Below are 22,758 nucleotides of genomic sequence, written 5' to 3'. Positions count from 1 at the left end.
TATTTCATATCAGACACATATACAATTACAGGCTTGGGCGGCTGGCTGCTGATGACTCCGGTTCGTCCCGGAACGCCCGGCGGCCGAGCAAGCCGACGCAGAAAGCCAGCGATGTCAGAACCGCCGCCAGCAGATACAGGTTGACGATCCCGAACCGTTCGGCCAGTCCAGCCATGACCAGCAGCGAGATGCAGAACACCAGATGCAGCAGCGAAGCTTGTGCCGACAGCACCTTGGGCAGCATCTGCCTGCTGGTGCTGCGCTGGATGAGGGTACGCCGGTTAATCACCGACATCTCCGCAAACGGTCCCATCAGCAGGACAAGGACCAGTGCTATATACGGCTGGGTAGTCAGAGCATACACCATGGTGAGCAGACCATAGCCCGCCATACCGGTGAGCATCGCCCCCAGGTAACGGTCTCCGATGAGACGCACTGCGGACAGGACCAGCAGCCCGCCTCCGACCGTTCCTGCGAAATAGGCTGCGTTAATGAAGCCCCACCATTCTTCGCCTTGCTTCAGCGCCACCTGGACGAAGGCCAGTGTGAACGCGCCGACCCAGACCGAGCCCCCCAGCATGTCGATGATGTCCATGAAGGTCAGCATCCGCAGGCGGGGCATACGCCAGATGACTTGCCAGCCTTCAGTCAAGGTCTTCCATTTCGAAGCAGATGACGGTGCCGGTTCAGAGTCCGCCGGCTGCCCCTGTATCTGGACACTTGCCTCTGCCGGCTCTCTGACGCCAAGTGTAAAAGCGGCCGCCAGCCCATAGATGGCCGCTGTCAGCAGCAGCGCCGGGCTGGGCCCAAGGAATGCGACCAAAAGGCCGCTCAGTCCCCAGCCCGCAAACTGCACGACCTGATCACTGACGCTGATCAGACCGTTGGCTTGAAGCAGCCCCTCCTCCCGCGTGACGAGCCGCGGCACCAGCGCATTGCGGGCCGGAACGCTCCAGCCGTCCAGGAAGGACATGACGAAGACCAGGGCAAAGACCAGCGTGAGTGAAGCCGCCGCACTGTTAAGCTGCAGGTACAGAGCCAGCAGCACAAACAGCAGGAACTGGCCTGTCTGTGAGATTAGCAGCAGCGAGGGCAGCTTGATCCGGTTGATGAGCAGCGGCGCAATGAAGCCGCTCACCATCTGGGCCGAGCTGCGCATCAGCGGCATCAGTGCTGCCGAGACAAGGGAATCTGTACGGTCCAGCACCAGCACCGTCAGCGCCATAATATACAAGACATCGGCGGCATTCGCCGCCGTCTGAGTTGTCCAGAGATAATAGAAGGAACGTGTTAATAACCGTGGTCTCAAGGAAATCCGGGCCTCCATTTCTGCATCCATAACGTCAAATGTAAGATAAGGATAACAATAATGGAAATATCAGAGTTTGACAAACCTCAGAGGAAATGTGAAGTCGTTACACGGTTCATTTAATGTGACGGGTTAATGCCCAGAATATAAGCGCCGCAGCACTGACCATTGCACCGAGCAGACACACCCCGTTCCAGCCCGAGTATGCATACATACTGGTAGATGCAATCGATCCGGTAGCGCTGCCAATCGAATAGAAGACCATGTAACCGGCAGTAATCCTGCTGCGCGCTTCCGGGCGCAGATTAAGGATCATGCTCTGGTTGGTGACGTGTACGGCTTGTACGGCCAGGTCAAGAAGGATAATCCCGGCGATTAACGCGAGGAGCGAATGTGGAGTATAACTGATTGGCAGCCATGAGAGAAGCAGCAGAGATAGCGCCACGCCGGTGGTTTTTTGCCCTAACCCCCGGTCGGCCAGACGGCCTGCCCGTGCTGCTGCTAACGCCCCGGTGACTCCGGCCAGACCAAACGCTCCAATCGCAGTATGGGACAGGGACAGTGGCGGAGCGCTGAGCGGCAGCACCAGGGAAGTCCACAATATACTGAAGGCGGTAAAAATCAGCAGGCATAACACAGCACGGACTCGCAGCAGCCGTTCTTGTGCAAATAGCGTGAACAGTGAACGGAGAAGCTGCGGATAGGATAAGGACTCTCTGCGGGGCTCAGATTGCGGCAGCACCCTGAACAATACACCTGCCATGATTAACGTGAGTCCCGCCGAGACAAGGTAGACTGAACGCCAACCGGCCAGATCGGTTAACACACCGGCGAACGTCCGTGCCAGTAGAATACCAACGACAATTCCGCTGGTCACCACACCCACCGTACGTCCGCGTTCAGCCGGGGCAGCCAGGGTTGCTGCGAATGCAACAAGCGTCTGTGTCACTACCGCAAGCAGTCCGACCGTAGCTATGCCTATGAATAACACCATGCTGGTGGGGGCAGTGCCCACAACAACCAAAGCCAGCACGGATACCAGCATCTGTCCGGCAATCAGCCAGCGCCGACCCAGCAGATCGCCGAGCGGCACCAGCAATAGCAGTCCAAGAGCGTAACAAATCTGAGTAATGGTAATCACGATGCCGACCGATGAATGCGAAATCCCGAATTCGCTGGAGATCGCATCTAGTAAGGGCTGGGCGTAATAGATGTTAGCGACGGCCAGTCCGCAGGTGATGGCAAACAGGAGTGCAACCTTACGGGACATTGAAGATGCAGGCGTTGGCCCGGATGGTGCGGTAATGGCTTGCGGTTCTTTTATAAAGCTGACCAGAGATAACACTTCCTTCGACATAGGGATATAATAACATACTGATTGGTATGAAATAATTCCTGATTAATATACCGCTAACCAAAATTAATTGTCAAGGGGAAAGCGGGAAGAGTCGGATATAAATTGCTCTAATTGACAGGGGCTACTTCGTCAAATACAATCGAAATATACCATTCGATATGAAAAGAGGGAGTTCTATGGCCCGGCCGCGTGAATTTGATGAGGACAAAGCGCTGGATGCAGCGCTGCATGTATTCTGGGAAAAAGGGTTCGAGGCTGCCTCCTTAAGCGACTTAACCGCAAGAATGGGCATTCAGCGTCCAAGCCTATACTCTACCTTTGGAGACAAGAAGGGCTTATTTGAAGCTGCGCTGCGGAAATATACGAGTTCCCACGCTGCCTATGTCCGGGGCAGTCTGCACAAGCATTCTTCAGTGAAAGAGGCGTTCCGTACTTTTTTTGAAGATGTGGTGTCCAAAGAATATGAGAAAAGCCCGAGCACGGGATGCTTCTGCATCAATTCAATGGTGGAGCTTGCTCCCCATGATGAGAAGTTTGAGATCCTGACCAGAGAACATCAGATGTACCTCTCGGTCATCTTCCAGGAAACGATTGAACGGGGCTTGCGGTCAGGGGAGCTAGCTGCCGGGATTAATGCCAAGAATCTGGCGCAGACACTTGTCATTTCTTTAATAGGACTTACGGTGTTCCTGAAGTCCCGTCCTGACAGAGCAGTTGTTGATACTTTTGTAAAAGAGATACTTAACTTATTAACCATATCCTAATCAAAAGAGGAAAGGTGATGACCATCTTCATGGAATCAACTAAAGAGAGGGAGCTCTCCTTCGATATCCGCAGAACCTTTATCTTGGGTGCCTATATGCGGGAGTGGCAGATGCCGGAATATCGGGTCATTCTGAAGAAGCCCGAAACAGGAGCCTATGTTGAGATCTATTATTTTCCTGCAGTGGAGGGGGAAGAGATTGCGAGGTTTGCAACAGTAGGGTTATCCGCGACACACCGCCCAAATGGGCAAGCTGTGGGTACAGAGTGGGTGATGGCTCTGACCTCTGACTTAGGCGGAGAGTCTATGGACCGGATATTTACCTATCTCAGTGATCTTATCGCCCATCATATAGAGGCTGCCGGTGATTCGCGGATACCTAGGGTTATGGAAGAGAGCCCGCTTGCCCCGGCTAACTGGACAACCACTGCTTTTCTGCTGGATGAGCTGAGGGGAGAAAGTGAAGAGCTGGAGGAGATTCAGGTCGGGAGCGAGAGGGCCCAGATCCTATGGGCGCTGCCAGTCACGGCGCAGGAGGCCGCATTGATCTTAAGTGAAGGCGTGGAAGCGTTCGATTCCTACGTCGAGGATATCGAGCATTCCATTATTGATCCGCGGCGGCCATTGGGAAATGTTCACTAACAATGCTAAACTAATGATATATATCACCAAGGACAGGACGGAAGAGATGTAATGGGAAGAAAACAGTCTTTTACAGAGACAGAGCTGCTGGATACAACCAAACAATTGGTGCTTGAGCATGGATATGACGGGTTTCATCTTAAGCTGCTTTCACAGCATCTGTCAGGGGCCAGAAGCACTATCTATCAATATTATGCGAATAAGGAAGAGATTGTGGCGGCTTGTATGAAGCGCGTAATGTCAGCGGTACTAGACAAGGCTTTAGCCATTGATGAGGCTGATCCCATGGATGCCCTTGAACAGCTGCTGCTCATTTACGTGGAGGAGTCTGCGTTACATCAGCTTCTGGGTAATGCTAATAAGATCAATACGGCAAATTCCTCAGCAGCGGCGAGAGATCTTGAAGTTATTGAAGCAGGACATCAGACGCTTAAAATTCAATTGTCCCGCTTATTTGAACGCGCCCAGCAGAATCAAGACCTGCGGCAGGATATCCCACTTCCTGTACTTATTGGTGTGTTCTTTAACCTGATTGATACGCCGAATATGCTGAATATCCCTACTCCTGCTTGGGGTAAGCTGCTGTTTCAAATGTGGATCGGAGGGGCCAAGAGCTAACATGCGCCTTGAATATAATTTGACACAAGTGTCAAATATGGTGTTTAATTTAAGTGTCGGATGCCGGTGATGGTAACAGCAGGTTTAAATTGACACATGTGTCGAAAAATAAATAAGGAGTTGGCAAGGGAATGTTTTTAGCTGTAAAAGAATTGATGCACAGTAAAGTGAGATTTTTAATGATCATCATTATTTTCGTGCTCTTAGCTTGGCTGGTATTTATCTTATCAGGCTTAGGGAATGGCCTATCTACGCTGGCTGCGTCAACCTTTAAGACGATGAAGGCAGACTATGTCATTTTTGAAGAAGGGTCGCAGTCCTCAATGAGCAAGTCGCTGTTGTCAGATCAATTACTAGCAGAAGCGGAGCTGCTGCCTAATGTAGATGACGCTGCCCCGATGGGAACTACCATGGCAACAGCGATGAAGGCAAACAGTACAAGCAGTGAAGACAAGCTGGATATCGCGATTATAGGGATTAACCCGGGAAGCTTCCTGGAGCCGGCTGTCATTGAAGGGGAGAGCTTATCTGCTGAGAACCTTACGGGTGTCATTGTGAATTCGACCATGAAGGACGAAGGTTATGGCGTAGGTGACACTTTTCAATTAGACGGCACAACGGAGTCACTAACGATTATAGGATTCGTGGAGAATCAGACCTACAACCACGTGGCCTCCGTGTTCACTCCAATGGCCGAATGGCGGAAGATTGCCTTTGCGGCTCCGGGTTCGGATAAAGGCATTGCCGGGCCCGTTAATGCGATTATGCTACAGGGCAAGGATATCAACCCAGACGCTATGAATAGCGGGCTAACTGGGACGGACACGCTTACCCGGTCGGCAGCAGTACAAGGAATGCCAGGGTACAAAGAAGAGAACGGGACTATTCTGATGATGCTGGCATTTCTGCTCGCCATCGCCGCGTTTGTGCTTGGCGTATTCTTTTACGTAATGACGATGCAGAAAACCAATCAGTTCGGCATTATGAAAGCTATAGGTGCCAGTAACAGATTCTTAAGCAAAGCCATTGTATCGCAAGTGCTTGTGCTATCGCTGACCAGCATTGTAGTCGGAGTCTTACTGACTTATGGAACAGCAGCCATTATGCCGAAGGGTATGCCGTTTAAGCTGGAGACTACTCTTGTTGTCACGTATTCTGTGATCCTGCTGGTTATCGCTATGTTAAGTTCGCTGGTATCGGTTCGAAAGATTACCAGGATTGATCCGCTGAAGGCGCTCGGGAGGGCTGAGTAATGACAATGACTAAGGGATTACAAATGAGTGAAGTCACCAAGTATTATGCCGAAGGAAGCAACCGGATCGCAGCACTCGATCATGTGTCTATCTCCGTGGAGCCGGGTGAGTTCGTTGCTGTCGTTGGACCGTCGGGTTCTGGGAAAAGCACATTCCTGTCTATTGCCGGAGCACTGCTGAAGGCTTCAGAAGGAGAGGCCAAGCTGAATGGACATCCTATATCCAAGCTCACAGCACAGGAACTGGCGGATCTAAGGCTGAAAGAAATCGGGTTTATTATGCAATCCTCGAATCTGGTTCCTTATCTAAGTGTGCTGGACCAATTGCTCATCGTCAAAAAGATGTCAGGGAGGGTGAGCAAAGAAGATAAAGCGTTCGCCGTTAAACTGCTGGAAGAGCTGGGCCTGGGCTCGAAGCTGAACAGCTTCCCGGAAGAACTGTCCGGCGGGGAGAAGCAGCGGACAGCGATTGCCCGTGCGCTCATTAATAATCCCGGGATCATCCTGGCGGATGAACCTACCGCAAGTCTGGACACCAAGCGTGCCCATGAAGTGGTCTCCCTGATTGCCCATGAGGTGAGAACACGCCGCAAAGCGGCGATTATGGTCACACATGATGAGCGTATGCTTGAATACTGCGACAAGGTGTATCGGATGGAGGACGGCAGGTTATCTGTGGCAGAACTGGAGCCCAGCGTATAGCACTCGGAAAACAGGGAGAGTGGTTGCCATATCCGTTGAATCCAGCGAAGAACATGAGCTTTCCTTCGATATCTGCCGGTCGGTCATCTTAGATGCTTATATCAGGGTGTGGCAGATACCGGAATACTGGATCACTTTAATGAAGCCCAAAACAGTCCATGTAGAGATCTATTATTTTCCGGCGGCAGAAGAGAAGGAGGTAGCGAGATTTGCGACAGTCGGGTTATCCGCTAATCACCTATCCGGTGGACGAGCGCTGGGGACAGAATGGGTGATGGCCGTGCCCGGCGACTTAGGCGGAGAGACGCTGGAGCGGATTTTTACCTATTTATGCGAGCTAATCGCCCATCATCTGGAGGCTGTCCCTGATTCCCCGATGCCCAGGCTGATGGATGAGAGCCAGTACACACTGGCCTACTGGCCACACCATGCCCCCCTGCGGGGGAAGCTGATGGAGGAAAGTGAGGAGCTGGAGGAGATTCAGATCGGGGCTGAGGTCATCCGCATCCTGTGGTGGTACCATTCACGGGGGATGAGGTTTCATTAACCGCAAGTCGCTTGATCCTGATGGATGGAATTATTACACTTGTCATCAAAAGAAGAGGAGCTGCTGAGGGATGGACAAACCAATCAATCTGCTGGCCCAAAGAACAGACTGTATGCTGCATTATGTGGAGCCGGCTATAGCGGACATTCCCCGGGCAGGCTGGATCGGCGGGAATGCGCCCGAGTTTTTTGACAATCCAGCCCATCTCCTTGACCTGGGGGGCCGAACCTACCTGTTCTATCTGAGCTTCGTTCATCCGTTTCAACCCGGGCGCATGATTTCGATCTTCATTCCTGAAGAGTATGAGGAGTACTTGGAACATAACATGTACCCTGACTGCCCGATCAAGGTAATAGAACATCCTCTATCTGCGGAAAGCCATATAGAGACGTATACAAACGCGGGTCTGCGGAAACACCACATTACAACCGGAGAACCGTGTACTGATGATAAATCGGTAGAACGGTCCTTCTTGATCAAAGTGGGCGGGACGCCGAGACTTCTTCAGAATGAAACGTATTATTCCGCAAAGCTGGAGGAGGAGGCCTTCTCTTTCTTCTTCCAAGTCGATGAAGACGGCTACCCCGACACCTTGCTTCAAGGGGACGGGAGTTATCTTCTTGGGTTTGGAGCGCTGTATGTATACGCCCATATCGGAACGAAAGGAATAGGGCATCCGGTAGCAGGGTTCTGGCAATTCTCTTAGGGGCGGTTCGGCTTACTGATATCATTATTTATGATACTCACCTTCTCTTCTAATCATTTTACCTGACCGCTGTAACAGCCTACACTTTGTATGAAGCCACTACAGCGTAACAGGAGGATATGAAGATGAAGGCAATTACACTTGGACCGCAGGGTCTGCAATATACGGATCATCCGGACAAGCATCCTGAACAGGGGCAGGTTAGGGTAAGGTTAAAGACAGCCGGATTGAATCACCGGGATTTATTCATCATCGCTGCTGCTTCTGCTACAGAAGGTGCGTCTGGTCCGGTTCATCCTTGCGTGCTGGGTTCAGACGGGGCTGGCGTTATTGCAGAGACGGGTGAAGGGGTAACTGGCCTGTCTCAAGGGATGGAAGTTATCATTAATCCATGTCTGGGCTGGGATCGGGCGGATGAGGTGCCTGTGGTTCCTGACATATTAGGGTATCCTGCAGACGGGACTTTTGCGGAATATGTCATTGTGCCTGAGCAGAATGTTGTGCCTAAGCCAGCGTATCTGTCCTGGGAAGAGGCGGGTGTGTTACCCTTAGCGGCACTCACTGCTTACCGGGCGTTATTTACCAGAGGGAACCTGAGGCGGGGCGAGCATGTGCTGATTCCGGGCATTGGCGGCGGAGTGGCTACCTTCGCAGCACTAATGGCGGCAGCCGTTGGGGCGCGGGTCACAGTTACGTCCAGAAGTGAAGCCAAGCGTGCAGAGGCCCTGCAATTACCTGTTACTCAGGTTATAGACAGCAACAGTCCTTGGCGGGAAGAGCTTCAGAACAACCCAGTGGACCTGATCCTGGATAGCGTAGGTCCAGCCACATTCGGGCAATACTTCGAGGTCATCAAACCGGGCGGGAGAATTGTTATGTTCGGCGCAAGCTCAGGCGATGATCTCACCATTCCGGCCAGAGCGGTATTCTTCCCGCAGCTTCAGGTGCTTGGAACGTCCATGGGCAGCCATGAAGAATTCACCGCGATGCTTCAGTTCATGGAGCAGCATCAGATACACCCTATCATGGATAGCGTGTATTCCTTAGCGGAGACTCCGCTTGCCCTTCAGCGGATGGAGCGCGCGGAGCAGCTTGGGAACATTGCCCTGAGTATAGGCTAAGGGTAGAGAGACAGGACATAGAGACGCTACTGATTCGGCCCGATAGCCTTGCGCCAGCTCGATGTGATCGGTTTTTCGATTATGTTAATAACGCTACTGACATAACGTTGTCAGTAGCGTTTTTTTATCATTGGACATGTAAACATTCAAGAAAGGATGAACACTTATGAATTTCGCTTCGATACGTATCATTACTGACGACATTGATCGTTTGGTTGAATTCTATGAGCAAGTGACAGGGATGACGGCAGAGCGGCCTGCTCCTGTATTTGCCGAATTCGTCATGCCCACATGTACCGTGGCCATCGGCCACTCCAAGACAGCACAGCTATTCGGTACAGATGCTGTAGTGGCGGCCAGTAACCGCACGGTCATTCTGGAGTTCCGCGTCCATGATGTCGATGCTGAATATGTGCGCCTCCAGCAGGTTGTCCAGGATTGGGTACAGCAACCTACAACGATGCCCTGGGGGAACCGTTCGATGCTGTTCCGTGATCCCGACGGCAATCTGGTGAATCTCTTTCAGCCGGTGACGGAGGATGCGGTGAAACGGTTTGAGGGCAGGCCTTGACGGAAGCTTATGGGAGCGCCCTTATAGCGCCCCTGCATCTCTTGCCGTATAGAACGACGGATAGATCGGCCGGTAATGCAGCTCATCTCTAATCCGCGAAGTATCAACGATCATATCCCAAGGATCATAGGGCTGCTGCAAGGCTTCCGGCGTAGACTCGGCCTGATGAAGCTGAAGCATCTCGGCCACGGAGATCGGCGCATCATCAGCCACATTATAGATGCGTCCATCGATGCCCGGCGTGAAGGCAGCGAGCATCAGGGCCTGGCTGATATCCGCATGATGGGCCATATGAATGCGTCTGGCCGGATTCCATTGGCTGAAATAGGGCAGAACCTCCGCGATATGGGGGTCGCGCTCACCGTAGACGAAGGGAAACCGTACAATGCGCAGCCCTAAGCCCTGTTCACGGTGGAGAGCCAGCAGCGCCGCTTCAGCCTCAGCCTTACTCTGGGGATAAGCAAAAGCAGGCCGGAGTTCATCCTCCTCCCGGCTGGGCCGCGAATGGCCTCCCGGTCCATAGACGTGGTTGGTGCTCGCGAATACGAACCTTGGCACATCCGCATCCAGCGCAGCCCGGGCCAAGGACACGGCGCCGTCAATATTGGCTGTTCGGGTGGTCTGCTCATCTACACCCCGAAACTGGGCAGCCAAGTGCACTACAGCGTCATTGCCCCGCAGCGCATTAAGGTAATTTTCCGGCTGCAGAAGGTCACCATCGACACATTCAGCCCCTTGCCGGTGAAGCTCCTCCACCCTGGCAGCATCCCTGACCAGCAGCGTGACCTGATGGCCGCGCTGCAGCAGGCGCGGAACCAGTCGGCTTCCTACCTTACCTGTTGCTCCGGTTACAAAAATCTTCATCTTCAGATCCTCCTAAGTTGTTAAGCCATAAGAGGAGTATAACGGGACACACGAATAGCATCCTTCCTGCCTTTATCGTATGATTGGGAGTGTCAGGATAAGGAGGAAGGTTCCATGGAGAACGGATTATCCAGAACGTCATTGGGTGAATTTCTGCGTACGCGCCGGGAACGCCTTACGCCGGAAGATGTGGGGCTGGCCTCCTATGGGCGGCGGCGGATTCCGGGGCTGCGGAGGGAAGAAGTGGCCCAGCTTGCCCATATCGGAACCTCGTGGTATACCTCCATGGAGCAAGGCCGGAGCGTTAATCCATCGGAGGAAGTCCTTAATAACATAGCCAGAGCCCTGCGGCTGACAGAAGATGAACGCCAGCATCTTCATCTGCTTGCCAGACCGGTACAGCAGGACCGGGAAGCGGATCAGCACATTCCTGCGGGCATTGAACGGATGATACAGGCGCTTGGTCCGCATCCGGCTTTTGTGCTGGGGAGATATTGGGATGTGCTGCTGTGGAACCAGTCGGCTGAGCTTGTGTTCCGGTTACCTTCGTGTGCGGATGCGGTGCCGGAGAGAATCAATTGGATCAGATATCTTTTGACAGGGCTGGGGTCAAGCATAGAGGGTTGGGGAACCGGGGCCAAAGTCCTGATTGCCCAGTTCCGTGCGGATTACGCACGCTTCCCTGATGATGCGAGGTTTAAGCAGCTCATCGAAGAGTTCATGCAGAACAGCCAGCTCTTTCGCGAGATCTGGCCGCTTCATGAGGTTCAGGCTGTAGCAGACCACTACAAACAGAGATATGATCCCCGGATCGGCGAGATGGAGTTCGAGCATGTGACCCTGCAGCCTCCGGGTAACCCGGACCTGAAGGTGATGATCTACACAGCTTCAACCGAGACAAGTGAGCGGCTGCAGCGTGTGCTGGACACTATGTAATATTAGCTTTGGTCAACATTTCCAGGACTTTTAATGAGGCCTCCAGCTTTTTGGTTCTTGTATAGCAAATTATGATTTTCTTCTTTTGGGATAAGATGTGCTGCGATGAGGGATGGGCCCCATGCTCCCAAGCGAATAACATTTTTGGAGAAATCCTGCAAGAAGTGCAACAATGCAGCCCAATAGGAGCGGTATATGCCGAAATCCTGCACGAAATGCAACAAATTCAGCGCTAACTTGCTATCAGCATAGGAATTTGTGCAAATAATGCAACATTGTACCGCATTCAGTAACCTTGATAGAGAAATCCTGCAAAATGTGCAACAATGCTCTATGCAAGCGGTCGGTGAGAGAGATTCAACAAGCCCAGCCTGCGGAATACGCGGGCCGGGCTCTATAGATGCAGTTGTAGCGTTGCAGTAGTGGTTATTTTCGATGCGGACTTTCCTGCGGATAGCTCTGTTAATTTTCAAGTTCAATCTTAATTAGTCCCGTAACTCTTCAGCCACGATTTCAGTGATCCGCTCATAATCTCATATTCGCTCTGTGCATCACCTGGATGCAGCTCAATTCCCCCGGACGGGCCTAGGATAACCATATCTACACGGGTCTGGTCCTTAAAGGTAATGGTCCCGGTGTTGCTTGCCCCGAACGAATTCCCTGCATCAAAAGGTCTAAGCTCAGCATCCTGGATCATTTGGATCATTCTATTTGTTTCTTCTTCGCTTAATACGGTGGGGTTAATCATGCCGATGCTGATTTCCTGGACCTGCCCCGATTCCAGCTTCTCCTTGAACTGCTCCGACCAGCGGCGCTCTGCGTTTCCTGAGGCGCAGCTGGATACCACCAGGATGAAACCGGCGATTACCAGGACCACACCGGTTACCCGTTCCGCCCCTAAGGCCAGCCCGCTGGGCTCCGCATTTTTGAACCTCCAGCCCAGCCGTAAGTACCAGGCTACCTTCGGCCAAATAGCGATAACCAATCCTACGGCAATGAGGATAACACCAAGAAATCCTGTCACATCAATCACATCCCATGTCTGTTTATTCATATGTACTACGGGAGACTCTTCTTTCAGGTTTCTTTTATAGAAATGCCATCCTGCCCAGGGGGGCTTTAACTTTTGAAGGGAAAACGCGGCAGCTTACAGAAATAGTATATTAGACAAGAAAATCAACCCAATGAAAGGATAGAGCCATGAGTAACTTCATCCAGAAGCATTGGACGGAGGAGCGTGAGCTGCCGGGGATCAATTGTATTGCTTGGGCAGATGGCAGCATTACGATTCTAAATATTGAGACCTGTTACGACCCAAATACCCGTCAGCGCACAATGAGCTGTTCCCCCTTGTGTGACACAACGATTGAGAGCATTGTGAAGTACAATGATGATCCTTGGATCATCGTGGATGAATGGACGAGCCTGGATTATGAGGGCGGTACAATCTACGGCGGGGACGGGCAGATGGGGAACGAGGGCTTCATTGCCTGCACCGATACGGGCGGTGATTTGGTTTGGGCTTTTTTCTCGGATGTCACCAATCCTATTAAGCAATTAAGTATCGAAGCCCGGACATTAATCGCGGTGAATGAGCATGATGAGCTGAGGATCGAGATCAATCTGGATCATCTTACAGAGATGAGGCTGATCCCATGCCGCAAGTAGAATCAAGAAATGCCTTTTCCAGTATTCTAGAATGAACATAGAGCGGTTGGAACGAGGGGGTGAGCGGACGGTGTACGAGTGGCACAGGCAGATCCAGACCATTGTCGATGATATGGACCAAAGCATTAAGCAGCATAACAGTGAGGCCATAACGCTGCAATCTCTTGCTGACAAGCTGGGGTATTCGGAGTTTCATACGACGAGGAAATTCAAAGAGATATCCGGGATGCAGCTTAGGGATTACCTTCGCCACCGGAAGCTGGCTTTTGCACTGAAGGAGGTGCGGGACAGCGGAAAAAGCATTCTGGATATTGCGCTCGACTATGGATTCTCCTCCCATGAAGCCTTTACGCGCGCGTTCAAGGTGACCTATGGTGTGGCCCCAAGCGAGTACCGGAGACACCCGTATCCTGTCGTCCTTCGTACCAAAATCAACCCGTTTGACCGCTACTTTTTCGGACTAGGAGAGGTTGGCATGATCAAATCTACAGAAGAGGTTAAGATTTATTTCGTAACCATTCCGGCGCACAAATTCCTGCACATTAAGAACTACGAGAGCAACGGGTACTGGGATTTCTGGCAGAAGCAGAGCCTGATTCCAGGGCAGGACTGCGAGACCATCACCGGCTTGCTGGATAGTATCAAGGGCAAGCTGGATGATGACGGCGGAAGCGACACGAACAGCGGCAACGGCCAGATTATGGCCTATATGAATGACCCGGACGGCAGGCTCTGCGATTGGGGATTTCCGCGTACAGAGTGCTATGGGGTACGTCTCCCCTATGATTATGAAGGCGAAGTCCCTGCGCAGATGCTGATGGCGGATGTCCCCGAGGCCGAGTATATCGTATTCGAGCACGGGCCATTCGATTATGAGCAGGAGAATCGCAGTGTCGAGGAACGGATGGAGCAGGCGATGGCCACTTTTGATTATACAGGTACTGGCTACTGCTTCGACCCTACCCCCGGCCGGATCATCTACTTCTATTTCAACCCAGAGCGGTACTTCAAGTATGTCCAGCCTGTACGGAAGTCATAATTGCTGCCAAGCGCCTGTTGCTTCATAGGGCGGGTGCTTTTCCTTTTCGATAGTAAGCAGACCTGCGGAAATGGTATATTAGTATGGTAGTTTCCATTTCTTAAGCGGATGGGCAGGTGTAGCATTTGGACATGAATAGTGGAAAAGGACAAACGCAGATTGGGGAATTTATCATTTGGGCGGAGGTAAACGGCTGGGAGGTAAGGAGAAAGTCCGGTGCTCAGCTGCATTTGAATAGCGGCATTACTTCCAGATATAAAGGACTCCCCAATGAGTATTTAGAATTTCTAAAGGCAGTTGAGACCTGCGTTGCACCGGATGAACAAACCTGGTTTATTGGTGAGGCTGAGTTCAATCATAGCGCGGAAACCGAATTCCGGTGGAATGAATTTGAAATGCTTAGCGTGGAGGCAGCAGCGGGTGATCCAGCTTGGCAGTCCGAGATCACGGCCTGGTGGGATCATCACTTGCCGATCGTAATGTCTGTGGAGGATGGATATTCCTTCTATGCCATCGATTTAACAACGGATAGCGGGGCTATTGTTCATGGATGTGAGCCTGAATTCGAAGAGGTTGAGAAGGTAGCCGATTCGTTCGGGGAATTCCTGGCCTGGCTGATGTCGAATTCGAATAGATAGATTCTAAGATGCGAGAAGATCAGAGCCTGAGGGAATAGGTTCTGATCTTTTTTATTGATTAGGAGATTATGATTTTCGTCCAATGTGGATAAGTTGTGTATAAAGTTGGGGGTAAGTGTCTTGGAGCATCGGCAGGATGACTATATTCTGGTTCAGTAATAGGAATGACTTCGCTGATTTCACCGAACAGCCGGATAAGGTCGAAAAACCGACCACATTCGGTGCGGCGGAGGTGTGTGGGCCAGATATGGTCGAAAAACCAACCACATTCGGTGCGGCGGAGGCGAGTGGGCCGGATAAGGTCGAAAAACCGATCACATTCGGTGCGGCAGAGGCGAGTGGGCCCGATAAGGTCGAAAAACCGATCACAACGGGGATGCCGTAGGCATTTTATGCTTGGATTGAGCTAGAGAGTTGCTTCAATCCTGCTCCCAGTCTCTGTCATACTCAAGTTCAACCAATTTAAAGTAGGAGGGAGTAATCTTTAAGCCTCCGATAATTTGTTTAAGGGTGTGGGGTGTATCGTTCAAGGAAAATATTCCTTTTATCATTACTATCTCTGCCCCACCATCTCCAAAAACCTGGACATTGCACTGGAAAGCACGGCGTTGCAGCGGTATATCAACCATACCTCTAGCTTTCGGTATTCTTCGGGGAGGCGGTGGGAGATGATTCGTCCGGCCTCTTCCGCCTTGCGGATCGAGGACTCAGGCAGCAGGGATACGCCGAGTCCGGCGGATACTCCGTGTAGTATCATTTCCAGCGTGCCGAATTCCCGGATCTGAACCGAGTGCATCCCGCTCTGGCGCAGGAAGCGCTCCGCTTTGACGCGGTGCGTGCAGCCAACGTCGAAAAACAGCATGGGCTTGTGCAGCAACTCATGCAACTCAGTTGTCCCCGGTTCAGCAATTAGCACCAGTTCCTCCTCGTAAGCCGCAACATGCCCGATATCCGGCTGGTCTATAGGTCCATAGACGAAGGCACCATCCAGTTTATGATCAAGCACCTTGCGCAGAAGGTCATGCGTTTCACCCGTGATGAGCGACAGATGGACATCGGGGTAGCGGGAATGGTAGTCAGCGATCATGGATGTGAGATGAATGACCGCTGTTGTCTCAATAGAGCCGATTCGCAGAGGGCCTGCCGGGTGCTCGGAGTATTGTGTTGATTGGACAGCCTCATCCATTAGCATCAGTATGGCATTCGCGTATTCCAGCAGGTTCTCACCCGCAGGCGTTAACTTCATTCCCCGGTTGGACCGGTGGAACAGCGGGACCTTCAGCTCGGCCTCCAGGAACTGAATCCGGCTGGTCACATTGGACTGAACATAGTTCAAGGCTTGCGCAGCCTTCGTAATCGTACCCTCACGGGCCACAGCCTGAAAAATCCTCAAATCTCCACTTTCCATTGCGGTGTCACCTTCTGTATATCATAATCTGTGGTAGTACCTTCCGATGCTGATCATTGTACTGAATTCCATCCTTAATGACAAATCCGGCACCCGCTAGGGCCACCTGGATTAACGATCTCTTACAGGGAGTGAGCAGATGGAACACCGCAAATTAATAAAAGCATTCAACAAAGAGATCCGTACCCTCCAAAAGAAAACCGTATCCGAAGAAGAACTCAAAGAATGGTATACGTTAATTAAAGAAAGTATCCAGGACGACATCAAAGACGGATACAAAGAGACCATCGCCAGAAACCTGACCCTTGGAATCGGTGTACATGGCGGAGATTATCCGAAACATCTGATTCTGAACGGGGAACAGGAAGGGTGGAAGTATGTTACCCGGTTTCTTTATTGGGAGGAACATATCCTGCGGAGGCTGTTTGATTATAAAGAGGTCTCTTCAAGAACGATAGGCTGTATCATAGGATTAGCCTTGCTATGGGATATGAAGGAGCTGGCGCAATTAGCCAGGGACTATTTTCAGATGATATTTGAAAAAGATGCACAGCGCTATGCCCTCAAGGAGACGCATCATTTGTTCATGGCGTTGTTACATGACTTATTCATCACGGAGCAGATCAATCAGGAGCTGTATCCGGTGTTGCCGGAGCAGCATGTGTACCGGAGGCTTCTCGATCATTGGTCTACCACGGATGAAGCGCTGCTGCGCAGCCTGATGGGTGAAATCTGCGATTACCATATCTACAGCTCGCTGGATCTGACTAATAAATTCGCAGAAATTCTATGCTTGAATTACATCCCTTATGAAGTTCGGCTCATCCAAAAAATGAGACAGGCCAAGGGGCTTAATAACGTTTCAGTAGACCATCCACTGCTGACCACCCCGCTTGCTCAGATTCCTGAAAGCAAAGTAGAGTGGGATTTAGCGGGTGATGAAGTGTATCAATTTGTATTAAGAAGGGAAGCCGGGAGCTAGAGCTCCTGGCCGAAAGGAGACCTATATGGCATATGACCGGATCGATTGGCATTCCGGGGGAGATTATCCCTCGGATCTGCCGGAAGAGAATGGCGGGATTCATATCGGCATGTTTCTAGCCTGGGCCTTAGGCCGCGGTATGGCGGGGGAAATTCACCTTGAGGAGTCGGCGGAGGCGCTGAAGCGGCTGAAACGCCGTGAGCTCACGGGGCTGGATTACCTGCTGGAGTATTGCGACGGGAAATTCTGGGATGAAGATCTGGATGAGCGCGGCAATGCCTTCGCCACTGATTATTACGACGGTCAATCGGCCTTCGCCGCACAGTATGGAAGCTATCTTAATGATTATTGTGAAGTCTTCAACCGCCAGGCGGCTGAACAAGGCCGCGAATACCCCAGCATCTATCATGTGGAGAACACCTGTGAGAATTATGACCGCCTGCAGCCCTTGCTGGACGAACGTTATGCCCAGTGGGAGGTCTGGTCAGAAGGTCTGTCCAACCGTAAGCTCGATCCCAAAGCTCAATTCCTTCAGGCCTGTCAGCAGATCGGACAGCAGTTCCTCCAGGCCGAGGGCTTCAGATCAAATAAGACGGGTACGGTATGGAAAAAAACAGCGGCCGACAAAGATACCGTATTCGAGCTCTCTTTCCAACCGCAGTCTTACAACACCCGCACCGATGTGCGGATGACGGTGAACCTGTGGATTGCCAGCAAGCCCCTCAAAAAATGGCTTGCCGGACAAACCGGCAGAGGGGACGATACCGTACTGTTCGGCTCGCTGCGCAGGCCGCAGAAATTCTCTAGCGCCATCGTCTGGCAGGTCGCCGGCTCACAGCTGGATTCCTCCCTGGAGAGTATTGGTCAGCAGATCGGGGAACGTGTCCTGCCGCTGTTCGAGCTGTTCGCAGACCGTCCCCGCGCACTGGAGCAGCTTGCCGCCTGCGGCGCAGGATTCCCCGGCATCTGCGATACTGAATCCAGTCCGCTGGCCTATTTGCTGTGTTTCGGCACACAAGAGCAGGCGCAGCGCTTCTTCACGCATTACTTCAACAGCCGGCCGTCGCCTTGGCGCCGGAATATTCATCAGACCTACAAGCGGCTGCAGGAGGGAGAATCCTGGGACTATTCCGCCTATGTCCGTGAGAATGATGTGAAGCTGGCGTTCAAGAACGGCCTGGTTATCCCTTGATGCTGTAGACAGGCAGCAGGGATGTTACCACACTCCGAAGCCCGGATCATACTCACGGACGGCTGAATAAATCCCCTCCACTATACGGGGAAGATCTTCTTCCGGGTAGCCATAGTCCTCGGGCATGGCCTGCGGGGGAACAATAGCAGATACGCTGCCGGGGTACAGCTCAATCTTATGCCTTTCCAGCCCAATCTCGAAAGAATCCTTGAATGTCAACCCGTCATGGACCAGAAAAAAGTACATGTCGTGGATATCATCCTCTTCAATGATGAGCACACCTTGTTCGTTCAGCTTCATGTGGCTACCCCCCTGCTCAAATAGTGTTACATCTATTATATTCGATTTGTTATGAGAGAAGCACGGTAGGACCGGGGAGTTGCCGACTCGTATTTCTTGAAGATCTTAATGAAATAGCCGGCATCGCAAAAATTCAAGTGATTGCTGATCTCGTTGACTGACCAATCCGTTGTTGCCAGCAGCTCCTTCGCCCACCCGACCTTCATGCGGGCGACATATAGGGAGAAAGGCTCGCCCATCTCCCTGGTGAACAGGCGGCTGAAGTAGCTCGGACTGATATGGCATAGCTGAGCAAGCATTTTCAGCGAGAAATTCTCCTCCCGGTGGCTTAGCATATAGTCAAAAGCAGGCTGCAGCGTAGGACTTATGCATTCCGTCTTGTATGCGCTTCCCGAAGAGGCCGGAGTCTTGGGAGCCGAGGGCGGCTCTACGGGCAGCGCAGACAGCTCGGGCTTCGGCTTGGACTCCTGCTGCGGGTTCAAGGCCTCATGCTGCCGGTTCCGCTCCAGCAGCTCATGCTTCAGGATCGATTCCTTGACCACATAGTTGCACAAATGATAGAGCATATCGGCGGTGGCCACAACCTCCTCATACGTCATGACAGGCAGCAACTCGTACTTCCGGGCCCGATCCTCCGTCATGGCGTCCTGCTGCGGACGGGACACAATCTGCTCCAGATTCGGGCCGCTTCCCTCCGCCAGCCGGATCTGTCCGGCCATCAGCGCCCCGATGTACTGATTATCGACAATGATAGGGATAGCAATGTCGAGAATATCGAAGTGGCAGCGGTAGATATAGGGCCGGCTCAGCCGTACAGCCTCCAGACCTCCGCGCGCGTCACATTTTTGACAATAGGGCGAGAATTCCTTGTCGCTGCGCACGGTCTGGCAGAAGGCCTGACAGCGGCTATGTGCCGTAACCGGCACGCCTTTATAATCGACCATAATGATGGCCATGCGCGTCACCAGGGACAACGATTCCTGAAGCTTGCCCCATTCGTCCATATCAATGATATACTTCAAGTCGAATTTGGATTGCATCCGGCTCACCCTTTCCATCTACAGTCACAATGAGTACAAAATAATTATAATTCAGATGTCTAGAACATAATAATACTATTTTGCAGCATATTAATTCGTTTGCTTTGTCCCATGCGCCCCTCTATCCACTTGTCTATAATGGGGACATACGACTCGAGGAGGAATGAAAGAATGAGAAGAACCTTTATCAGCCCGGCAAAATACACACAAGGTGAGGATGAGCTGCTTCAATTGGGATACTTCGTCAGTACTTTCGGCACATCGGCTCTGCTGATTGCGCACCCGGATGATGTGAAGCGTGTGCAGGCCAAGCTCGATGCCACCAGCAGTCAATTCGGCATTACTCTCGTGAAGGGGGATTTCCAGGGCGAATGCTCCCGGCAGGAGATTTCCAGACTACAGGAGCTGGCCCGTGAGCATAAGTGTGCTTGTACTATCGGTCTTGGCGGCGGCAAGGCCATCGACACGGCTAAATGTGTGGCAGAAGGCGAGGCGCTGATTATCGTTCCTACCATTGCAGCCACCGATGCACCCACCAGCCATTCCGCTGTGATTTACACTTCTGAAGGCGCTTTCGAGGATTATGCTTACTTCAAAGCCAGCCCTTCGGTCGTGCTGATTGATACGACTGTTATCGCGCAGGCTCCTACCCGCTTCCTGGTATCCGGGATGGGCGATGCCCTCTCCACCTACTTCGAGGCCAGAGCTACTGCGGCATCCTATTCCAATGTCAATGCGGGGCTTCCTTGCGGAGTGCATGCAGGTGTAATTACGGAGGCCAAAGGCACCAAAGCCGCGCTGGCCCTTGCCCGCTTATGCTACGATACCCTGCTGGAGGATGGGGCCAAGGCCAAGCTGGCTTGTGATCAGAACGTGGTGACACCGGCGCTGGAGAATATTATCGAAACGAACATCCTGCTGTCGGGGCTCGGGTTCGAGAGCAGCGGTCTGGCTGCCGCACATGCCATCCATAACGGTCTGACGGCGCTCGAAGGCACCCATCACTATTACCATGGCGAGAAGGTGGCCTTCAGCACGATCGCACAGCTCGTTCTGGAGAATGCGCAGCAGGCAGAGATCGATCAGGTGTTGTCCTTCTGCCACTCGGTGAGCCTTCCTGTATGCCTGGCCGATATTGGTGTCGCTTCCATCTCCCATGAGGAGCTGATGGAAGTGGCCCGCAAGGCGTGTATCCCGGAGGAGTCGATTCATTCGATGCCGTTCCCGGTTACCGCTGAAGCGGTTGCCGCTGCCATTGCTGTTGCTGACAAGCTGGGCGAAGCCTTCAAGAAGAGCAAGGAGCAACGCGTATGAAAAAGATAATCAACGATCCGGCCAATCTCGTCCGTGAGATGTGCAGCGGACTGGTGATGGCTCATCCGCAGCTGACATTCGACAGCAAATACAAAATTGTCTCCAGGTCTGCGCCGAATCCTGACAAGGTAACGCTGATCAGCGGCGGGGGCAGCGGCCATGAGCCGGCGCATGCCGGGCTGGTCGGTCTGGGAATGCTGGATGCAGCCGTCTGCGGGGATGTCTTCGCCTCCCCGTCACAGATTCAGGTCTATCAGGCGATCCGCAACCATACCGGCCATAAGGGCGCGCTGCTGATCATCAAGAATTACAGCGGCGATATGATGAACTTCCAGAATGCGGCTTATCTGGCGGCTGAGGACGGCCTGGCTGTGGACTATGTGAAGGTTGATGATGATATTGCAGTAGAAGACAGCCTGTATACGGTGGGACGCCGAGGGGTTGCAGGCACGATTCTGGTGCATAAGGTTGCCGGGGCGGCTGCCGAGGCCGGACTGCCGCTGGCAGAGGTGAAGCAGGCCGCGCAGCATGCGGCTGCTCATGTGCGCAGTCTTGGTTTTGCTTTTACCTCCTGTACCGTTCCGGCCAAGGGTACGCCTACCTTCCAGCTTCAGGAGGATGAGATGGAGTATGGGGTCGGCATTCATGGGGAGCCGGGCATCCGCAGAGAAAAGCTGCTGACCGCCGATGAGCTGGCGGAACGTATGATCTCTGCCCTGCTGGCCAGTCTGCACCTGGATCAGCCGGACGGCGGAGAGGTGGTGGTGCTGGTCAACGGCTTCGGCGCAACGCCTCTGCAGGAGCTGTACCTGCTCAATCACTCCGTGATCCGTAGTCTGGGAGAACGGGGGATCATCATCCGCCAATCTCTTGTGGGCAACTATATGACCAGCATAGATATGGCCGGCGCTTCCATCAGCCTGATGAAGCTGGATGATGAGCTGCGCAGATGGCTTGCTGAGCCTTGCGATACTCCGGCGCTCCGGTTAACGGGCGAGCTTGCGCCGGTGCAATACGTCAGCCCTCTTCCGCAGCAGGAGACTCAGGCTGAGGTGAGCCTGACGGCCGAGACCGATCCGGGCTTCGCTGTCCTCCGTGACGAACGGCTGCGGCTGGAGAATATCATCTATCTGGTGGATAAGATGAGTGAGATTATTATCGCGAATGAGGCTCCCTTCTGTGAGCTGGATGCTCATGCGGGTGATGGAGACTTCGGGATGAGTGTCGCCAAGGGTTTCAAGCAATTGAAGCGGGAATGGAAGGAGCTTGTGCAGCATCATTCCACGGATATCGGCAGCTTCCTTCAGGCCTGCTCCCTGATCATTATGGAGCATTGCGGCGGAGCTTCCGGTCCAATCTGGGGCTCAGCCTTCCGCTCAGCAGGCAAATATGCCACTGGCCGGACCTCGCTGAAAACGCTGGAGATGGCCGAAATGCTGGAAGCAGCGGTTCAGGGCATCCAGGCTACTGGTGAACGTTCCTTCGGTCGCGGGGCAGTCGTGGGCGATAAGACGCTGATTGATGCGCTGGTCCCTTGTGCTGAAGCCTGGAAGAGCAGTGCCCAGCAGAAGCTGTCCTTGAAGGAAGCCTTCGCCAAGGCGGCCGAAGCGGCTGTTGAGGGAGCCCGGCGCACCGAATCCATTGTGGCGCGGATGGGCCGGGCCGGGACGGTAGGTGAGCGCAGCATCGGCCACCCGGATGCGGGCGCATTTGCCCTGGGGGTTATTTTCACAGAGCTGTCTAACGCTGTCCAATAAGTATTCTATCGTTATAAGCCCGCCTGTCATTT

At 52.7% G+C, this 22,758-nt stretch carries 25 protein-coding genes; 18 read left to right on the top strand and 7 right to left on the bottom strand.

Going from position 1 to position 22,758, the window contains the following annotated elements:
- Positions 1 to 25: 25 nt before the first annotated feature.
- The gene (locus MKX51_RS30855) at positions 26 to 1,309 is read right to left on the bottom strand and encodes an MFS transporter (RefSeq protein WP_340945986.1); all 1,284 of its coding nucleotides are present in this window, start codon (positions 1,307 to 1,309) and stop codon (positions 26 to 28) included.
- A 115-nt stretch (positions 1,310 to 1,424) separates the two neighbouring features.
- Complete coding sequence (locus MKX51_RS30850; protein WP_340995763.1) at positions 1,425 to 2,579, bottom strand: MFS transporter; 1,155 nt, start codon at positions 2,577 to 2,579, stop codon at positions 1,425 to 1,427.
- Positions 2,580 to 2,842: 263 nt separating this feature from the next.
- Between MKX51_RS30850 and MKX51_RS30845 the strand changes: the two genes are divergently transcribed.
- From MKX51_RS30845 to MKX51_RS30805, 9 genes are all read left to right on the top strand, one after another.
- Positions 2,843 to 3,430, top strand: coding sequence for a TetR/AcrR family transcriptional regulator (locus MKX51_RS30845; RefSeq protein ID WP_340945991.1), 588 nt, complete (start codon positions 2,843 to 2,845; stop codon positions 3,428 to 3,430).
- A 29-nt stretch (positions 3,431 to 3,459) separates the two neighbouring features.
- A complete protein-coding gene (locus MKX51_RS30840; RefSeq protein ID WP_340995058.1) occupies positions 3,460 to 4,071 on the top strand; it encodes a suppressor of fused domain protein in 612 nt (203 codons plus the stop codon).
- A gap of 51 nt (positions 4,072 to 4,122) precedes the next feature.
- Positions 4,123 to 4,689 carry a TetR/AcrR family transcriptional regulator gene (locus MKX51_RS30835; protein ID WP_340995056.1) on the top strand — a complete coding sequence of 189 codons (567 nt, stop codon included), beginning with the start codon at positions 4,123 to 4,125 and terminating at the stop codon, positions 4,687 to 4,689.
- A 131-nt stretch (positions 4,690 to 4,820) separates the two neighbouring features.
- Positions 4,821 to 5,942: an ABC transporter permease gene (locus MKX51_RS30830; protein WP_340995055.1), complete on the top strand. Its 1,122-nt coding sequence runs from the start codon at positions 4,821 to 4,823 to the stop codon at positions 5,940 to 5,942.
- A 5-nt stretch (positions 5,943 to 5,947) separates the two neighbouring features.
- Positions 5,948 to 6,643 carry an ABC transporter ATP-binding protein gene (locus MKX51_RS30825; RefSeq protein WP_340995762.1) on the top strand — a complete coding sequence of 232 codons (696 nt, stop codon included), beginning with the start codon at positions 5,948 to 5,950 and terminating at the stop codon, positions 6,641 to 6,643.
- Between the two features lie 139 nt (positions 6,644 to 6,782).
- The gene (locus MKX51_RS30820; RefSeq protein ID WP_340995053.1) at positions 6,783 to 7,190 is read left to right on the top strand and encodes a hypothetical protein; all 408 of its coding nucleotides are present in this window, start codon (positions 6,783 to 6,785) and stop codon (positions 7,188 to 7,190) included.
- 70 nt (positions 7,191 to 7,260) lie between these two features.
- Positions 7,261 to 7,896 carry a hypothetical protein gene (locus tag MKX51_RS30815; RefSeq protein ID WP_340995051.1) on the top strand — a complete coding sequence of 212 codons (636 nt, stop codon included), beginning with the start codon at positions 7,261 to 7,263 and terminating at the stop codon, positions 7,894 to 7,896.
- Between the two features lie 125 nt (positions 7,897 to 8,021).
- Positions 8,022 to 9,017, top strand: coding sequence for a zinc-binding dehydrogenase (locus tag MKX51_RS30810; protein WP_340995050.1), 996 nt, complete (start codon positions 8,022 to 8,024; stop codon positions 9,015 to 9,017).
- 166 nt (positions 9,018 to 9,183) lie between these two features.
- Positions 9,184 to 9,588 (top strand): VOC family protein, encoded by a 405-nt coding sequence (locus MKX51_RS30805; protein WP_340995049.1) that lies wholly within the window; start codon positions 9,184 to 9,186, stop codon positions 9,586 to 9,588.
- Between the two features lie 21 nt (positions 9,589 to 9,609).
- Here the strand turns inward: MKX51_RS30805 and MKX51_RS30800 are convergent, their stop codons facing one another.
- The gene (locus MKX51_RS30800) at positions 9,610 to 10,452 is read right to left on the bottom strand and encodes an NAD-dependent epimerase/dehydratase family protein (protein ID WP_340995048.1); all 843 of its coding nucleotides are present in this window, start codon (positions 10,450 to 10,452) and stop codon (positions 9,610 to 9,612) included.
- A gap of 114 nt (positions 10,453 to 10,566) precedes the next feature.
- On the opposite strand from MKX51_RS30800, the gene MKX51_RS30795 reads away from it, so the two are divergent.
- Positions 10,567 to 11,388, top strand: coding sequence for a helix-turn-helix transcriptional regulator (locus MKX51_RS30795; RefSeq protein WP_340995047.1), 822 nt, complete (start codon positions 10,567 to 10,569; stop codon positions 11,386 to 11,388).
- Positions 11,389 to 11,869: 481 nt separating this feature from the next.
- Here the strand turns inward: MKX51_RS30795 and MKX51_RS30790 are convergent, their stop codons facing one another.
- On the bottom strand, positions 11,870 to 12,442 hold the full coding sequence (locus MKX51_RS30790) for a DUF6199 family natural product biosynthesis protein (RefSeq protein WP_340995046.1): 573 nt from the start codon (positions 12,440 to 12,442) through the stop codon (positions 11,870 to 11,872).
- 146 nt (positions 12,443 to 12,588) lie between these two features.
- Between MKX51_RS30790 and MKX51_RS30785 the strand changes: the two genes are divergently transcribed.
- The 4 genes from MKX51_RS30785 to MKX51_RS30770 all read left to right on the top strand — a co-directional run bounded on the left by MKX51_RS30785 (position 12,589) and on the right by MKX51_RS30770 (position 15,118).
- Positions 12,589 to 13,056: a hypothetical protein gene (locus MKX51_RS30785; RefSeq protein ID WP_340946015.1), complete on the top strand. Its 468-nt coding sequence runs from the start codon at positions 12,589 to 12,591 to the stop codon at positions 13,054 to 13,056.
- A gap of 70 nt (positions 13,057 to 13,126) precedes the next feature.
- On the top strand, positions 13,127 to 14,095 hold the full coding sequence (locus MKX51_RS30780) for a helix-turn-helix transcriptional regulator (RefSeq protein ID WP_340995045.1): 969 nt from the start codon (positions 13,127 to 13,129) through the stop codon (positions 14,093 to 14,095).
- A 131-nt stretch (positions 14,096 to 14,226) separates the two neighbouring features.
- Positions 14,227 to 14,733: an SMI1/KNR4 family protein gene (locus MKX51_RS30775; RefSeq protein ID WP_340995043.1), complete on the top strand. Its 507-nt coding sequence runs from the start codon at positions 14,227 to 14,229 to the stop codon at positions 14,731 to 14,733.
- Between the two features lie 136 nt (positions 14,734 to 14,869).
- Positions 14,870 to 15,118: a hypothetical protein gene (locus tag MKX51_RS30770; RefSeq protein ID WP_340995041.1), complete on the top strand. Its 249-nt coding sequence runs from the start codon at positions 14,870 to 14,872 to the stop codon at positions 15,116 to 15,118.
- Between the two features lie 168 nt (positions 15,119 to 15,286).
- Here MKX51_RS30770 and MKX51_RS30765 read toward each other — a convergent pair whose 3' ends face one another.
- Positions 15,287 to 16,141, bottom strand: coding sequence for a LysR family transcriptional regulator (locus MKX51_RS30765; RefSeq protein ID WP_340995039.1), 855 nt, complete (start codon positions 16,139 to 16,141; stop codon positions 15,287 to 15,289).
- 139 nt (positions 16,142 to 16,280) lie between these two features.
- Between MKX51_RS30765 and MKX51_RS30760 the strand changes: the two genes are divergently transcribed.
- Both MKX51_RS30760 and MKX51_RS30755 read left to right on the top strand, forming a co-directional pair.
- Complete coding sequence (locus MKX51_RS30760; protein ID WP_340995038.1) at positions 16,281 to 17,123, top strand: hypothetical protein; 843 nt, start codon at positions 16,281 to 16,283, stop codon at positions 17,121 to 17,123.
- 25 nt (positions 17,124 to 17,148) lie between these two features.
- On the top strand, positions 17,149 to 18,315 hold the full coding sequence (locus MKX51_RS30755) for a DUF7832 domain-containing protein (protein WP_340995037.1): 1,167 nt from the start codon (positions 17,149 to 17,151) through the stop codon (positions 18,313 to 18,315).
- A gap of 24 nt (positions 18,316 to 18,339) precedes the next feature.
- Here the strand turns inward: MKX51_RS30755 and MKX51_RS30750 are convergent, their stop codons facing one another.
- Positions 18,340 to 18,615, bottom strand: coding sequence for a hypothetical protein (locus tag MKX51_RS30750; RefSeq protein WP_209868982.1), 276 nt, complete (start codon positions 18,613 to 18,615; stop codon positions 18,340 to 18,342).
- 35 nt (positions 18,616 to 18,650) lie between these two features.
- The gene (locus MKX51_RS30745) at positions 18,651 to 19,655 is read right to left on the bottom strand and encodes a PocR ligand-binding domain-containing protein (protein WP_340946036.1); all 1,005 of its coding nucleotides are present in this window, start codon (positions 19,653 to 19,655) and stop codon (positions 18,651 to 18,653) included.
- 171 nt (positions 19,656 to 19,826) lie between these two features.
- Here MKX51_RS30745 and MKX51_RS30740 point away from each other — a divergent pair, with 171 nt between their 5' ends.
- The gene (locus MKX51_RS30740; RefSeq protein ID WP_340995035.1) at positions 19,827 to 20,969 is read left to right on the top strand and encodes a glycerol dehydrogenase; all 1,143 of its coding nucleotides are present in this window, start codon (positions 19,827 to 19,829) and stop codon (positions 20,967 to 20,969) included.
- A complete protein-coding gene (gene dhaK, locus MKX51_RS30735) occupies positions 20,966 to 22,726 on the top strand; it encodes a dihydroxyacetone kinase subunit DhaK (RefSeq protein ID WP_340995033.1) in 1,761 nt (586 codons plus the stop codon). The genes MKX51_RS30740 and dhaK overlap by 4 nt, the downstream gene beginning before the upstream one ends.
- Positions 22,727 to 22,758: the final 32 nt, after the last annotated feature.

This window comes from Paenibacillus sp. FSL M7-0420 (assembly GCF_038002345.1).
Classification (GTDB): domain Bacteria; phylum Bacillota; class Bacilli; order Paenibacillales; family Paenibacillaceae; genus Paenibacillus_AQ.
This window is presented reverse-complemented; position numbering and strand designations above follow the sequence as displayed.

Excerpts from the sequence above, each read along its gene's own strand:
- MKX51_RS30755 (WP_340995037.1), top strand. The coding sequence starts at position 17,149 with ATGGCATATGACCGGATCGATTGGCATTCCGGGGGAGATTATCCCTCG.
- MKX51_RS30845 (WP_340945991.1), top strand. The coding sequence starts at position 2,843 with ATGGCCCGGCCGCGTGAATTTGATGAGGACAAAGCGCTGGATGCAGCG.
- MKX51_RS30745 (WP_340946036.1), bottom strand. The coding sequence starts at position 19,655 with ATGCAATCCAAATTCGACTTGAAGTATATCATTGATATGGACGAATGG.
- MKX51_RS30750 (WP_209868982.1), bottom strand. The coding sequence starts at position 18,615 with ATGAAGCTGAACGAACAAGGTGTGCTCATCATTGAAGAGGATGATATC.
- MKX51_RS30820 (WP_340995053.1), top strand. The coding sequence starts at position 6,783 with ATGAAGCCCAAAACAGTCCATGTAGAGATCTATTATTTTCCGGCGGCA.
- MKX51_RS30830 (WP_340995055.1), top strand. The coding sequence starts at position 4,821 with ATGTTTTTAGCTGTAAAAGAATTGATGCACAGTAAAGTGAGATTTTTA.
- MKX51_RS30760 (WP_340995038.1), top strand. The coding sequence starts at position 16,281 with ATGGAACACCGCAAATTAATAAAAGCATTCAACAAAGAGATCCGTACC.
- MKX51_RS30740 (WP_340995035.1), top strand. The coding sequence starts at position 19,827 with ATGAGAAGAACCTTTATCAGCCCGGCAAAATACACACAAGGTGAGGAT.
- MKX51_RS30785 (WP_340946015.1), top strand. The coding sequence starts at position 12,589 with ATGAGTAACTTCATCCAGAAGCATTGGACGGAGGAGCGTGAGCTGCCG.
- MKX51_RS30850 (WP_340995763.1), bottom strand. The coding sequence starts at position 2,579 with ATGTCCCGTAAGGTTGCACTCCTGTTTGCCATCACCTGCGGACTGGCC.
- MKX51_RS30840 (WP_340995058.1), top strand. The coding sequence starts at position 3,460 with ATGGAATCAACTAAAGAGAGGGAGCTCTCCTTCGATATCCGCAGAACC.
- MKX51_RS30790 (WP_340995046.1), bottom strand. The coding sequence starts at position 12,442 with ATGAATAAACAGACATGGGATGTGATTGATGTGACAGGATTTCTTGGT.
- MKX51_RS30815 (WP_340995051.1), top strand. The coding sequence starts at position 7,261 with ATGGACAAACCAATCAATCTGCTGGCCCAAAGAACAGACTGTATGCTG.
- MKX51_RS30770 (WP_340995041.1), top strand. The coding sequence starts at position 14,870 with ATGACTATATTCTGGTTCAGTAATAGGAATGACTTCGCTGATTTCACC.
- MKX51_RS30835 (WP_340995056.1), top strand. The coding sequence starts at position 4,123 with ATGGGAAGAAAACAGTCTTTTACAGAGACAGAGCTGCTGGATACAACC.
- MKX51_RS30775 (WP_340995043.1), top strand. The coding sequence starts at position 14,227 with ATGAATAGTGGAAAAGGACAAACGCAGATTGGGGAATTTATCATTTGG.
- MKX51_RS30795 (WP_340995047.1), top strand. The coding sequence starts at position 10,567 with ATGGAGAACGGATTATCCAGAACGTCATTGGGTGAATTTCTGCGTACG.
- MKX51_RS30805 (WP_340995049.1), top strand. The coding sequence starts at position 9,184 with ATGAATTTCGCTTCGATACGTATCATTACTGACGACATTGATCGTTTG.
- MKX51_RS30800 (WP_340995048.1), bottom strand. The coding sequence starts at position 10,452 with ATGAAGATTTTTGTAACCGGAGCAACAGGTAAGGTAGGAAGCCGACTG.
- dhaK (WP_340995033.1), top strand. The coding sequence starts at position 20,966 with ATGAAAAAGATAATCAACGATCCGGCCAATCTCGTCCGTGAGATGTGC.
- MKX51_RS30765 (WP_340995039.1), bottom strand. The coding sequence starts at position 16,141 with ATGGAAAGTGGAGATTTGAGGATTTTTCAGGCTGTGGCCCGTGAGGGT.
- MKX51_RS30810 (WP_340995050.1), top strand. The coding sequence starts at position 8,022 with ATGAAGGCAATTACACTTGGACCGCAGGGTCTGCAATATACGGATCAT.
- MKX51_RS30825 (WP_340995762.1), top strand. The coding sequence starts at position 5,948 with ATGACTAAGGGATTACAAATGAGTGAAGTCACCAAGTATTATGCCGAA.